The organism is Nanhaiella sioensis (genome assembly GCF_046557775.1).
Lineage (GTDB): Bacteria > Bacillota > Bacilli > Bacillales > SM2101 > Nanhaiella > Nanhaiella sioensis.
The window spans coordinates 1,452,812-1,465,844 of sequence record NZ_JBKAEG010000001.1 but is presented as its reverse complement, the minus strand read 5'-3'; the positions used below and the strand labels follow the sequence as shown (position 1 = coordinate 1,465,844).

Here is a 13,033-nt window from a genome sequence, read left to right as displayed (position 1 = left end):
AGTGAAGAGCTTGGGATGGTGGGGGATACTTTTATTGGCACTTGTAATTTGCAGTTATGCACTGTTACAATACGGCTTTTTTGGTGTAGAAACCTCAGGCTTTATAAGTGATAAAATTGAACAATACGGACCACAAAGTAAGATGTGGTATGTGACACTCTTTGTTCATGTTTTCGGTAGTTTATGCTCCTTGCTACTTGGTCCATTTCTTTTATCTGAAAGGTTCAGGAAAAGAAATATTAATGTTCACAAAATGATGGGCAAAGTTTATCTCCTTAGTGTTTTCATTGGTGGTATTTCAGGTTTATTGTTAGCATTTTACGCAACAGGGGGCTTGATAGCACAGGTTGGCTTTGGATTGTTAGCTGTAAGCTGGTTATTATCTGGCTTAATTGCTCTAAAAATGATTAAAGAGCAAAAAATAGATTTACATCGCAAATGGATGATGAGAAACTATGCACTGACATTTGCAGCAGTGATGCTACGAATATGGTTACCAATATTTATACTGATCTTTGGTGAGGCTTCGTTTCATATTAGCTATCAAATAATCTCGTGGTTATGTTGGGTTCCTAATCTGATTGTTGTAGAACTAGTTATGAGGTCACAAGCCTTTCATGACAATGCTCTTAAACTTTAATTTGTGAACTTTTATTTAAGTAGCTATCGCTTAGAATATTATTTACCGGACTAGGAATAAACCGGTAAGCAATTAGCATTCGTGACATCATGATTTATGGGCAATGAGGAAACCCGTATAAAACCACATCATGCTGTTCTAATTTTATTGAAACATAGCAGCAAACTTTATGAAAAGAGCCTTTATTTTTAGCTGAAGAGCTTTTTTCATTTTTGTACGTTCACTATAAATACACATACTTTCTTTAAAGTGTCTATAAAGCAAAATACGGATAATAAATTATATACTTCTTGTTATCGTTTATCCCACCTTTCGCTGGTATTCTGAAGGGGTTTGTCCAACCCGTTTTTTAAATGTGCTGCTAAAGTGACGTTCATCTTGGTAGCCAACAAGTTTTGCTACTGCATAAACCTTCAACCCATCCTTTAACAAAGGCTTAGACTTATTGATACGAAAGTTGTGTAAGTAGTCTAAGAAGTTTATCCCGAGCTCTTGCTTGAAAAGTGAACTAAGGTAAGTCGTAGATACAAAGACTTCTTTTGCGAGCCAATCCAGTGTGATATTTTCATGATATTTTTCATGAATTATTTCTAAAGCTGCTTTTACAGTTTTGTGAATAGGTACTTGGCTTTTAATTAAAGAAATAATAATATTCACATTTTCTTGAACAAGATTGACTAATTCATTAAATGATTCTGATTTTGTTATTAAGTCTATTTGATATGGCTGGTTTTGAATCCATTCATTACTTTGAATGTTTTTTCGATGTAATAGTTTTCCCAGCTCTAGGATAAAAGCTGTTGCTATCATGTTAAGGTTTTTTCTCGAGGTTGTTGAATTTTGGCTAAGTTGATGCAGCCAACTATATAACTGATCATTTGCTAAGTTAAATTCTTCTTGTTCTAAGTAACGTAATATCTTTTCTTCTTGCTCAGCAATAGCCTTAGTGTGAAAAGTTGGTTCATTAAGAGTGCTTGCTGCTCTTTGAGCCAATTGTGAATAAAGGAAAGAGTCACTTGCTTCTTCATAAAATTGATATTCAATGACATTTAATGCTTCTTTGTATGACAAATGGAGAAGGTTAATGCTTGGTTGTATAGACCCCACACCTATACTGATTGAGTATTCAATTGCTTCATTAATATGGAGCACCATGCTAGTTAAGTGTTCATTAAGACGTTGCTCATTATAAGACGTTGTTACATTGGCACACCATACAATTTCATAATTATGTTGGAAAACTTCTATATAATTATTATTATAAAAATCACTAATAAACTTATTGGTTATGTCAAGGACAGTTTGAAAATAATGATTGTCCTTTTGTTTACTAGTATTATGTGTAGTTGGATAGTGAATTTTAATTACACCGACTTGTATATTAGCATCCAGCAATGATATCCTTAGTTCCTCAATATCGTCTAAATGTTTTTTATATTTAAGATCAGCACTTTTTAGCCAACTTGAAAGCTTTTGCCATTTTAATGTAGGTAAATGTTTATCCCAAGTCTTTTTAACAACCTTTGACTCTCTTGCTGTTTCTAGCTTTTCCTTGGCTGTTAAAACTGCATTTAAGATGTCATTTGGGAGGCAGGGTTTAAGCAGGTAATCGTGAGCACCTAACCTAATACCTTCTTGTGCATAACTAAACTCATTGTAGCCGGAAAGTAGAATGGCTAAAAAATCATATCCAGTTTCTTGTGCTTTTTCAATAAGTTCTAAGCCATTCATTTGGGGCATCCGTATATCTGTTAATAAAATATCAGGTTTTGTAGCTAGGAATGTTTGATAGCCTGTTAAGCCATCTTCACAAATACCACATACCTCAATTCCGTATTGTTGCCAATTAATCATTTCTTCCATACCTTCTCGAATGGTTATTTCATCTTCAACAATTAATAGTTTAAACATATTGAACTTTCTCCTTCCTAAGTCGTTTAGTTTCTCATTATTATATTTCTTTGTATTTTTATATTAGAAGAGGAAGATGAGTAATTATATGACTGTAATCATTTTAAAATAAGATTTTCGTGCGTTAAACAACAATATATATATATATGAAAAAATCCATAATAAAAACTATATTTCAATGCTTGTCCGGTATTGGTCAAGTATAATTATTTTTCTAGTGGTAGACGAAGTTCTACTCTGGTTCCTCGTCCTTTAACACTATGGAAAGTTAAGGTAGCTTGTTCATCATACAATAGTTTCAATCTCTCTTTTATATTTAAAATTGCATAGCTTCTATCTTGTTTTTCGTTAGTGCTATTAAATTGATAGGATTTTAATGAGCGATTTAATTCTAATACTGTCTTCTCGTTCATTCCTACACCATTATCTGTTACTTCAATGAGGCATGTGTCATGATGGTGGCTAATTTGAACTTTAATGTAGCCACTTTCGTTATTAGGCTCTATACCATGAAGAATTGCATTTTCTATAAATGGTTGTATTAACAATTTGGGTATTTCAATGTCTAGTACTTCAGGGACTATGTCAATCTCATATGTTAATTTTGGTTTGAAGCGCTGTTCTTGTATGTACAAATAATTTTTTACTAGTTCAATTTCTTGTCTAATTGTAATTGAGTCTTTTCCATTATTAAGACTTAGTCTAAAAACACTTGATAGAGCGTATGCCATATTAGCAATCTCAGGTTCCCCTTTCCTTTGAGCAGTCCAGCATATTGTATTAAGTGTGTTATATAAAAAATGGGGATTTATTTGAGCTTGTAATGTTTTTAACTCTGCTTCTCGCTGTTGGATTTTAGAGAAATATACGTCATCTATTAATTTTTTTATTCTATGAACCATATTGTCGTAGCCTTGTCCTAGTTGTCCTATTTCATCATTTCCAACAAATTTCACACTTTGCGAGAAATCTCCATTTTCTAGTTTTCTCATCGACCTTATAAGCTTCTTAAGTGGACTAGTTAGTCTAAAAGCCGCAAACCACGAAACTATACTACCGCCGATAAAGCACAAAATGATCGCAATTACTGTAATTAATCGAATCTGATTAAGCTCAAGTAATACGGTCTTTTTTGATTGAATGATGACAACACGCCATTCGGTTAATAGAGATTGATCATGACTAATGATCCAATCGTCTGTCGTATATTTTCTAGGCATTTCTTCTATTACATGTTTACTAGTTTGAAAAGGGGGTATATCAAAGTAGTAACTACCAACCCAATCTTGATTTGTTGCAGTTAAAATTTGGCCATCATTATTCATTACTAGCATCTCTGTTTCTGGGTCTTCTAAAGACATATATTTTTTTCGTAAGAATTTTTCGTTAATTCCAGTTACGACGAATCCCTCAGGGTTTAAATCATAAATATTTTTAATCATTCTTACATTAAGAAGTTTAAATTGGTTATCTCCTATAAATAAGCTATTTTCAGAGTTAGCTAAATACCAAATTGAATCACCGTCTTGTTTCTTTGCTTTGTCATATATTATTGTGTGACGGAAGAACTCATATGATTCTGCACTTATCTTTCCTTGATTAATTGTCAATGGCTGCTCAAATGGATTTAGACTATTTATATCATAAACAATAAGAGAATGAATGTTTGGTCTCGTTACTAATATTTTTGATAATGATTCATTCATTTGTTGCCTTAGGTTAGTATTGGGGCTATTTGAACTCAAATAATCTTGTACGGAAGATGATAAAAAAAGGTAGTTTGTAAAATCATTCACATCTTGAGCAATGAGATCAAATTGGTCAATACTTTTTTTTAGTAGGTTATCTTGGTTTTGATCAATTTTGCTAAATACTTGCTTTGCTGCAATTTGATAAGATATGAAGCCTGTTATCGCTACAGTTGTAAGAATTAATGGTACAAACCAAACGAGTAATTTATGTCGTATGGGGAGGTTAATATACCAAAATAAAAGCTTAGATGGAATCATTCTCATCACCTTAATCAATTTTGTATACCCTATCATATCACGAAAGTAGAAACTAAATTTATAAGTACAATAGAAATTATGAAAAATGAAAACGCTATCTAAAATATGACGCATTAACATTAATTTTGAAATTTTTTATGATGGAATAGAAGATTTACTGGAGGTGATGAAACTGCATAAGGTATTAAGTAATAAATGGACTATATTTCTTCTAGTTGCTCCAGGGGTATCTATTTTCTTTTTTATGATTGGAATACCAGTCTTAATGAGTATCTATTATGGGTCAACAGATTGGAGTGGAATTGGAAGTTACAGTTTTATAGGTTTAGACAATTTTAAAGAAATTTTATTTAATGATTCAGTTTTCTGGAAATCGCTATGGAATGCTGTGTTATTAGCTGGAGCAACAGTACTTTTTCAACATCCGATAGCTATTCTTATTGCCATTTTTTTAACTCATTGTGGTAAATGGGAAAAGTTCTTTTCGGCAATTTTCTTTATTCCAGCTGTCATATCTATTGTTGTGACATCTAAATTATGGGTAAGCATCCTTCATCCTAACTATGGTTTATTAAACAAAGTTTTAGATTCAGTTGGTCTGTCATTTCTAAAACAAAATTGGTTAGGTGATCCAGACATTGCAATTTGGTCAATTATCATTGTCGTTATGTGGCAAGGATTTGGATATGCCCTATTACTATACCATTCTGGGCTGCAGTCGATCCCAAACTCTGTTTTTGAAGCAGCTAGGCTTGATGGAGCAAATAATTTTCAATTATATACAAAAGTTATTATTCCGCTATTGTCACCAGTGATGAGAATAGCCATTGTAATTGCTGTTGTAACTAGTTTAAAACAAATGGAAACGGTTTTTCTAATGACAAATGGTGGACCTGGGGATAGTACAGAATTTTTAGGAAACTATCTATATAATACTGCTTTTTCTTCCTCTTTATATGGGTATGGAAATGCAATATCTGTCTTGTTTGTAATCTTCTGTTTGATTTTAACGGTCGTATTAAATAAAACCTTGAAGAAGGAAGTGGGAGAATACTAACAGGAATTATGGAGGGATTGGAATGGAGTCCAAATTACCAGTGTCTAGTAACAAAACACTGTTTTTAAATGATAAAGGTGCTAGAAAGCGATTTTCGATAAAAAAGATGCTATTATTTACTCTCATGATCATATTAGCACTCGGACAAATATTTCCATTAATTTGGTTAATAAACTTTTCATTTTTAAAAAGTGGTGATTTTTTCGGTTCTGCATTTTTAAAATGGCCAAAAACGTTTGAATGGCAGAATTATATTGATGCTTTTACTTACGGTAGTGTTCCGAGATACTTTTTTAATAGTTTATTAATTACTATGATCACAGTGGTCGTTTCTGCTATTTTGTCTCTAATGCTTGCATATGCCTTTACACGAATGAAGTGGAAATATAAAACTACTGTTATGAATATCATTCTTCTCGGCATGATTATTCCGATCCATGCGACTTTGCTACCAAACTTTATTATATTTAATAAATTAAATATGTTAGATAATATGTTTACACTTATATTGCCGTATATTGCATTTTCTCTACCAATTAGTATGTTTATTATGACAGGATTTCTAGAAACAATTCCAAAAGAGGTAGAAGAATCAGCAGTAATGGATGGGGCTGGTGTGTTTGGTATCATTTTTAGAATTATGTTACCGATGACAAAGCCAGCGATTGCAACAATTAGTGTATTAAACTTCATTACTTGGTGGAATGAATTCATTATCGCAAATACGTTCCTCGTTTCTGATGAATTAAAAACGTTACCATTTTCAATATTAAAATTCACTGGTCAATACTCTTCTAATTATGGGGCACAGTTTGCAGTGATGACGATGATAGCAGTACCGTCTATTATCATTTATATAATTTTTAGTAAACAGATGACAAAAGGGATTACATCAGGTGCTGTAAAAGGATAGTAAAAATGAAAACATTATCTAAAAAATAATACATTACGCTATGAAAGCCTTTACATTATGATAAATGTTAGTGAAGGGGGAATAAACGTGGGAAAATTGAAATCACTTTTGACAATGTTGTTAAGTATTATGGTTATTTTAAGTCTTGCTGCATGTGGTACAGAAAACTCAACAGGTGATAATGAGGGAGGCGCCGATGATGAAGGTAAAGTCACGCTTACATTCTTTAGTGCAAACCCAGATCGTTCAGTCGGAGTTGGTAAGGTTGAGCAAGAAATTATAGATGTTTATATGGAAGAAAATCCTAATATTAAGATTGAAGTAGAAGCTTTACAGGATGAACAATATAAGAATAAGATTAAAATTTACTCTTCAACTAACAAACTACCAGATATTATGCATACTTGGGGACAGGAATCATTTATAGCTCCACTTATTGATAATGACTTATTATTAGAATTAAATCAAGAAGACTATGCAGATTATGGATTTGTTAATGGTTCTTTAGATGGTTACTCAAAAGGTGGTAAAACGTATGGTTTACCTAAAAATGCAGATTTATTCGTACTCTATTACAATAAAAAAATCTTTGCAGAAAATAATATAGAGATTCCTAAAACACAAAATGAGCTTTTAGATGTTATTGGGAAATTAAGAGCAGAAAATATAAATCCAATTTCTATTAATGGTATGGATGGCTGGTCACTACCAATTTGGTTTGAATATGTACTCCAACGTGAAACAGGCGACTTTTCAAAAATGGATAAAGCTTTAAGTCGTGAAGATAGCTTTACTTCAGAAGAATTTATTAAGGCTGCTGAATTCATGAAAACATTGGCTGATGCAGGCGGTTTTCAAGACGGATTTTTAACATCTGATTATGGTGCTGCACGCAATTTATTCGGTCAAGAACAAGCGGCTATGTATTTAATGGGTTCTTGGGAAATGGGCCTTGCAGCTGATGAGAATTTTTCAGAGAGCTTCAGAGAGAATGTTGGTGTTATGCCGTATCCTTCGACTGATAAAGGCAGTGTAAATGATGTGGCTGCTTGGTTTGGTGGTGGCTACTCTATTTCAAATAATTCTAAGAATAAGGAAGAGGCAGTGAAGTTCTTGCAATACTTCTTTAAACAAGAAAACTGGGTGAAATCTTCATGGCAAAGTGGTGCAACAATCCCAGCTCAACAGTTTGACAGTTACTTAACAGGAGATGAAACAGAGTTACAAAATGATTTAATTGAACTGTTTAATTCTATTGAGACTTCAAGTGGAACACCAGTATTAGATAAGGGAACACCAGAATTCAAAGAAGAAATTATGCAACAACATCAACAATTACTTTCTGATCAACTTAGCCCTGAAGATTTTGTTGAGCAGTTGGACGATGCCGCTGAAAAAAATAACAATAAGTAAGGCTGTTTTCGCATTGATTGTTGCTTTTCGTTCAAAGGTATAAGAACGTAAACATATAGCATTTCGTGGCATCTTTTCTACTTAAACAATTATTGAGCACTCTTAAAACTCGTCAAATTGTCCATTATTAATAAAGATAGCAACAAAGTTTATGAAAAGAGCCATAAGTAATTATGATTAAGAAGGGAATACAATAAATAATTGTATTCCCTTTTCAATGATTGAGAAACTTTATCATGTTCAAGACTACTTCATCCAAAAAAAGAAAACGTTTTCCAAAATATCATTACTTATGTATAGCTTGCTTTTTCATTATGATTATAAAGTGGATTTCTATACTCTTTGAGGAGGATAGAAGAATGGTTTTAGGAGGGTAAGCTATGAAGAAAAAACCGCTGATTATTTCTGTTTTTATGATTATTATAGTAACGGTAGTTGGAATTATAATTGTAAAATACGGACAACTAGAACAACCCGCACAAAAGGTAGTGTATTTAGATCCAGAGGCTTCGATAGAAGATCGTGTCCAAGACTTATTATCTAAAATGACAGTTGAAGAAAAAGTTGGACAGCTGATTCAAGCTGAAGAAAAATCTGTTACGAAAGATGATGTGAAAGATTACTATTTAGGTTCAATATTGAATGGTGGTGGATCATTCCCAGAACTAAATGTGGAAGAAAGTAGCACAAGGGAATTGTGGGAAGAAATGGTTAATTCATATCAAGATGGAGCTTTGGCTACTAGATTAGGTATACCACTTATTTATGGTGTTGATGCAGTTCATGGGCATAATAATGTAAAGGGTGCAACAATATTTCCACATAGTGTAGGCTTAGGCTCAACGAGAAATATTGATTTAATACGTGAAATAGGAATAGCAACAGCAAAGGAGATTAAGTCTTCGGGTCCTAACTGGACATTTGCACCTACTGTAGCAAGTGTTCAAGATATTCGTTGGGGAAGGTCCTATGAAGGTTTCGGTGAAAATGCCACTTTAGTTGCTGATATGGGTGTGGCTTATATCGAAGGATTTCAAGGGACTAGCATTAGCGATTTAAAACAAACCTCTAAGGTAGTTGCGACGGCAAAGCATTTTATCGGTGAAGGTTATACAGATGGTGGAAAAAACCAAGGTGATATAACGCAATATACTGAGGAAGAGATTATTGAAATGGATAAGGAAATTTACGAAAAAGCAGTAAAAGCTGGAGTTAGAACAGTTATGGCATCCTTTCATAGCATACAAGGATTAAAAATGCATGCTAATGAACGATTATTAACAGACTTTTTAAAAGATGAATTAGGCTTTGATGGATTTGTTATTTCTGATTGGTATGGAATACAACAAATTACTATGGATCATAACGGAAATCCTGTTTCTGGATTAAAAGAGCAAATCAAAGTCTCTGTTAATGCTGGTGTTGATATGTTAATGCAGCCCGAGAACTGGAGAGAGACGTTAAAATTAACATTACAATTAGTTAATGACAATGAAATTACGATGGAACGGCTTGATGATGCAGTGTCTCGTATTTTACGTGTGAAATTTGAGGCGGGCTTATTTGAAAATCCTAAAACTGATCGGTCACTTGCTGATTCGTTTGGGTCAGAAGAACATCAATCAATAGCACGTCAAGCTGTGAGCGAATCTTTAGTATTATTGAAAAATGATGAAATAAGTGGGCAACCAATTTTTAATCAATTACCTGATATGGATAAAATATTTGTAGCTGGTAAAAATGCAGATGATATTGGTAACCAATCAGGAGGATGGACGATCACTTGGCAAGGTAAATCTGGTGATATTACTGATGGAACATCTATTCTTGAAGGGATAAAAGAAGTAGCTCCTAATAAAACTGTTACGTACGATGTTAATGGTAAAGGTGCTGCGGGGCATGATGTGGCACTTGTCGTTATTGGTGAAGAACCTTACGCAGAAACTGATGGTGACACGAATGACCTTAATTTAAAGCAAGTAGACCTAGAAACGATACAAAATATTCGTACAGAAGATCCTAATATTCCAATCATTGTAATACTTGTAGCTGGTAGACCTATGATTGTGACAGAACAACTGAATGATTGGTCAGGCTTAGTTGCTGCATGGCTCCCTGGGACTGAAGGTGCAGGTGTAGCAGATGTACTGTTTGGTGATAAAGACTTTACTGGTAAGCTGCCAATTAGCTGGCCAACTCATTTAGATGCTTATGACAATCGTGACAAGTTTGATGAGTATATTTTATTTGACTACGGCTTTGGCTTAAGTAAGTCAGAGGTTACACCGTAGTTGTGTGACTAATCGAAGAAAATTAACTGCCTAAGCTACGATCATTGCTCTTACAAATGATTAAATACTAATACTCAAAAAGCACCTTGCTGATGGTGCTTTTTGAGTATCGTTTTACGAGTCTTTCAATGAGAATTTGAATCCATTCTGTAAAAATAGATTCAATATCTTTGTACTCAAAGTCGTTTGAGAAAACAAGCCATTGCAATTGCTCAGGTAAAAGGTGTAGCTTTTGCCTAAGTTCTGCATTATCCGTAGATTCATCATCGAGGAATATTAAACGATTGTTGTTCGCTGATGTAACGAAAACACGACCAGTGTATTCATTACCGTTCATATATGTATTAATATGCCCTCTTGTATTGGGTCTACATCGAATATGATTTCCTTTTAATTTAAATAGTGAGTGTTCAAAGGAAGCCAATTGAGTTTTACTTATATAAAACTCCTCCAAAAAATACTTATTTTCGATGTGCCTCTCACTATGTACATCAAAAACATCATAAATTAATTTAATCTCTGGATTGCTAGAGATATTTTTATTTACGTTATTATAAAATTTTTTAAAAGGCATTAATCGGTCTTTTAGTAAAAAATCAATATTGCTATGATCCAAACTACAGCCATAGCTTAGTATAAATACAGTTTCCAATGAAATTCTCCCCCTGTGCAGCTACTGATATCAACTAGTTTAAGCATATCATCGTGTTTAGAAATAGTACACAGAAGCTAAGTAAGAAAGAGAGGCTGGGACAAAACCTAATTAAAATGAAGAAACCGCACGAAATCAAATTTATAAACCTTGATTTCGTGCGGTTTTATTTTTGCTTAATGTATAAAAACCAGTTAGTTTTCCACTTATGTCCCAGCCTCTTTAATTTAAGAAGCTTTTACTTTCTTGTTCTTTGTATCTCTTTCAATCTTTCCACTTCCTACCGATAGTGCAACGATTATTCCAAGACCAATGAAGATAAGACCTGTTAAGAAGACGGTGGAAAAGGATTGTGTCCACACTGATTGAATTGTGTTAACAACTATATTACTTACATCTTCTGGCATGTCAGGTGTCATAGGTGCAAGCATGGTTTTAAGTAAGTCATCTGTTTTACCGACTAAGCTATCGAGAATACCAGAAGCAACTTGGTTAGTTTCAGTTGAAGCTGCAGCAGCTAACTTTGTTTCGATTGATTTATTCATCACCGCATTTAAAACGGTGATCCCGATAGTTCCGCCAATTGAACGGAAAAAGGTTGAGGCTGAAGTAACAGCACCTAATCGAGATTTAGGAAATTCATTTTGGACAGCAATCATGAGTGTTGGCATGACAAGCCCCATTCCAAACCCCATGACAATCATATAACCATATGCTATAGACTGATTCGATTCAACTCCCATCGTACTCATAAGATAAAAGCCAGTCATCGTAATCGCCATGCCAGCAGTTAATACTGTGCGGTAGCGAAGGCGGAGCAATAATCTTCCTCCGATAATACTTGCAACGATAAGGGAGATCATCATTGGTGTCATAGTAGATCCAGCTTCTGTTGGGCTCACACCAAAAATATATTGCATAAACATTGGGACGAACATAATTGCTCCGAACATTCCTAAACCTAATAAGAAACCTAAACCACTTGTTGTTGCAAAGACACGATTTTTAAATAACTGTAAATCTAATATTGGATCCTTGGCCTTTCTTTCAATAAATATGAAAATAATGAGTAATAATAATGAACCACCAAATATGATATAACTAGTACTTGAAGCCCATTCAAATTTATCTCCACCAAAAGTTAAACCTAGAAGTAGCAGTACAACAGATGGAATTAATGTGAAAATCCCTAAAAAGTCGATATTTACTTTTTCTTTCCTTGAAAAATCCTCTTGCTTTAACCCGATAAAAATGAGTACAGCTGATAGTATTCCAAATGGGACATTAATGAGAAAAATCCAATGCCAGCTAATTGTATCGACGATAAATCCACCAATGAATGGCCCAATGACTGAGCTTAAGCCGAAGATAGCCCCAAAGACACCTTGCCATTTAGCACGTTGTTCGGCTGTGAAAATATCACCAACAATTGTTTGTGATAACGGCATAATCATACCGCCACCAATTCCTTGTATACCTCGATAAATAATAAGCTGCTCCATAGATGAAGCAGTGGCACAGAGTGCCGAACCTATCATGAAGATAATAACCCCTAACAAATATAAGCCTCTTCTACCGTATAAGTCGGCTAGCTTACCTACAATTGGAATGACTGTTGTCGAAGTAATTAAATAAGCTGTTGTCACCCATGCAAATATTGAAAAACCATTTAGATCATGAATAATAGTTGGCATGGCTGTTCCAACAACAGTTTGCTCGAGTGCACTAAAAAACATCCCAATGATTAAGCCAGTTAAGACTAACTTTGTATTAATACCTTGTTGTGTGCCCAATTTTCTCCCCGCCTTTGTTAAAAATATATACAATTTGTTTAATTCATCATTAGTATGCCAAAATTAAAGTATTGATGGTAATGATGATTAGAATGAATTAATATAATATAAGTTAAACACAAACGACCATTCGGTCGTCTGTGCAGGTACTTTTGAATAATGAGTATGATTTTTCATTCTTAATGTAGCTAAAATTAGAAAACGATTTATAACTTTAGCTATGTTATACTTTTCTTATAAATAATTTATTCTTATATATATACCGACCATTCGGTCATAGTATATGATAATCAACTTAATAAGTCAAATATAAAGCTGTGAATACAAGCTTATTGAAATTGTATAACTATTAGG

At 33.7% G+C, this 13,033-nt stretch carries 9 protein-coding genes; 5 read left to right on the top strand and 4 right to left on the bottom strand.

Annotation, left to right across the window (positions count from 1 at the left end; genetic code table 11):
- The first annotated feature begins 1 nt into the window (after position 1).
- Positions 2 to 640, top strand: a complete 639-nt coding sequence (locus V1503_RS06775; RefSeq protein ID WP_410625767.1) for a DUF2306 domain-containing protein — start codon at positions 2 to 4, stop codon at positions 638 to 640.
- 300 nt (positions 641 to 940) lie between these two features.
- On the opposite strand, the gene V1503_RS06770 is transcribed toward V1503_RS06775, so the two are convergent.
- Both V1503_RS06770 and V1503_RS06765 read right to left on the bottom strand, forming a co-directional pair.
- Positions 941 to 2,551 (bottom strand): response regulator, encoded by a 1,611-nt coding sequence (locus V1503_RS06770; protein ID WP_410625765.1) that lies wholly within the window; start codon positions 2,549 to 2,551, stop codon positions 941 to 943.
- Between the two features lie 206 nt (positions 2,552 to 2,757).
- Positions 2,758 to 4,569 (bottom strand): sensor histidine kinase, encoded by a 1,812-nt coding sequence (locus V1503_RS06765; RefSeq protein WP_410629399.1) that lies wholly within the window; start codon positions 4,567 to 4,569, stop codon positions 2,758 to 2,760.
- Positions 4,570 to 4,726: 157 nt separating this feature from the next.
- On the opposite strand from V1503_RS06765, the gene V1503_RS06760 reads away from it, so the two are divergent.
- The 4 genes from V1503_RS06760 (at position 4,727) to V1503_RS06745 (ending at position 10,234) form a co-directional block, all read left to right on the top strand.
- Positions 4,727 to 5,617, top strand: a complete 891-nt coding sequence (locus V1503_RS06760) for a carbohydrate ABC transporter permease (RefSeq protein WP_410625763.1) — start codon at positions 4,727 to 4,729, stop codon at positions 5,615 to 5,617.
- A gap of 22 nt (positions 5,618 to 5,639) precedes the next feature.
- Entirely contained in the window at positions 5,640 to 6,530 is an 891-nt protein-coding gene (locus V1503_RS06755; RefSeq protein WP_410625761.1) for a carbohydrate ABC transporter permease, read from the top strand.
- A gap of 87 nt (positions 6,531 to 6,617) precedes the next feature.
- On the top strand, positions 6,618 to 7,943 hold the full coding sequence (locus tag V1503_RS06750) for an ABC transporter substrate-binding protein (protein ID WP_410625759.1): 1,326 nt from the start codon (positions 6,618 to 6,620) through the stop codon (positions 7,941 to 7,943).
- 380 nt (positions 7,944 to 8,323) lie between these two features.
- Positions 8,324 to 10,234 (top strand): glycoside hydrolase family 3 protein, encoded by a 1,911-nt coding sequence (locus tag V1503_RS06745; RefSeq protein WP_410625757.1) that lies wholly within the window; start codon positions 8,324 to 8,326, stop codon positions 10,232 to 10,234.
- 67 nt (positions 10,235 to 10,301) lie between these two features.
- Here the strand turns inward: V1503_RS06745 and V1503_RS06740 are convergent, their stop codons facing one another.
- On the bottom strand, positions 10,302 to 10,886 hold the full coding sequence (locus V1503_RS06740; RefSeq protein WP_410625755.1) for a hypothetical protein: 585 nt from the start codon (positions 10,884 to 10,886) through the stop codon (positions 10,302 to 10,304).
- A gap of 227 nt (positions 10,887 to 11,113) precedes the next feature.
- Positions 11,114 to 12,622 carry an MDR family MFS transporter gene (locus tag V1503_RS06735; protein WP_410629398.1) on the bottom strand — a complete coding sequence of 503 codons (1,509 nt, stop codon included), beginning with the start codon at positions 12,620 to 12,622 and terminating at the stop codon, positions 11,114 to 11,116.
- Positions 12,623 to 13,033 lie beyond the last annotated feature (411 nt).

Bases quoted from the DNA above. Each gene is read 5' to 3' on its own strand.
- V1503_RS06770 (WP_410625765.1), bottom strand. From the start codon at position 2,551: ATGTTTAAACTATTAATTGTTGAAGATGAAATAACCATTCGAGAAGGT.
- V1503_RS06760 (WP_410625763.1), top strand. From the start codon at position 4,727: ATGAAACTGCATAAGGTATTAAGTAATAAATGGACTATATTTCTTCTA.
- V1503_RS06755 (WP_410625761.1), top strand. From the start codon at position 5,640: ATGGAGTCCAAATTACCAGTGTCTAGTAACAAAACACTGTTTTTAAAT.
- V1503_RS06745 (WP_410625757.1), top strand. From the start codon at position 8,324: ATGAAGAAAAAACCGCTGATTATTTCTGTTTTTATGATTATTATAGTA.
- V1503_RS06735 (WP_410629398.1), bottom strand. From the start codon at position 12,622: ATGTTTTTTAGTGCACTCGAGCAAACTGTTGTTGGAACAGCCATGCCA.